The organism is Tannerella forsythia, assembly GCF_001006485.1.
In the GTDB taxonomy this organism is placed as follows: domain Bacteria; phylum Bacteroidota; class Bacteroidia; order Bacteroidales; family Tannerellaceae; genus Tannerella; species Tannerella forsythia.
Genome location: NZ_JUET01000090.1, coordinates 1 through 479, shown reverse-complemented (window position 1 = coordinate 479; position 479 = coordinate 1). Strand labels below are relative to the sequence as shown.

Annotated in this window: 1 protein-coding gene; it reads left to right on the top strand. The window is 62.6% G+C overall.

Annotated features, from left to right (window positions below; translation table 11 throughout):
• Positions 1-143: 143 nt before the first annotated feature.
• On the top strand, positions 144-479 hold a 336-nt coding region (locus tag Tanf_RS08890; RefSeq protein ID WP_046825622.1), incomplete at its 3' end, for a sugar phosphate nucleotidyltransferase.

The window sequence follows — 479 nt, the reverse complement described above, 5'->3', positions numbered from 1 at the left end:
GCTATGGACTGCATGCGGGGTCATTGGCATATGTTGCAGTGCAATACGAGCGCGCTCGCCGCTTGCCCGGCACATCACATCGATTGCGCGGCGCGAATTTGACGAGTAGCAGCGCGCCAGCATTTTGGAGATCAAGTCGCGCCATGACCATCAAGCCGCTGCGCAAGGCCGTGTTTCCCGTCGGTGGTCTGGGTACGCGATTCCTGCCCGCTACCAAGGCCCTTCCCAAGGAAATGCTGCCCGTCGTTGATCGCCCGCTCATCCAGTATGCCGTCGACGAGGCACTGAAGGCCGGCATCGAGCAGATGATCTTCGTCACCGGGCGCGGCAAGAGCGCGATCGAAGACCATTTCGACATTGCCTATGAACTCGAGACGACAATGTCCGCGCGCGGCAAGTCGCTCGAGATCCTCGACGCGACCCGGCTCAAGCCGGGCGCGGTCGCCTATGTCCGCCAGCAGGAGCCGATGGGGCTCGGC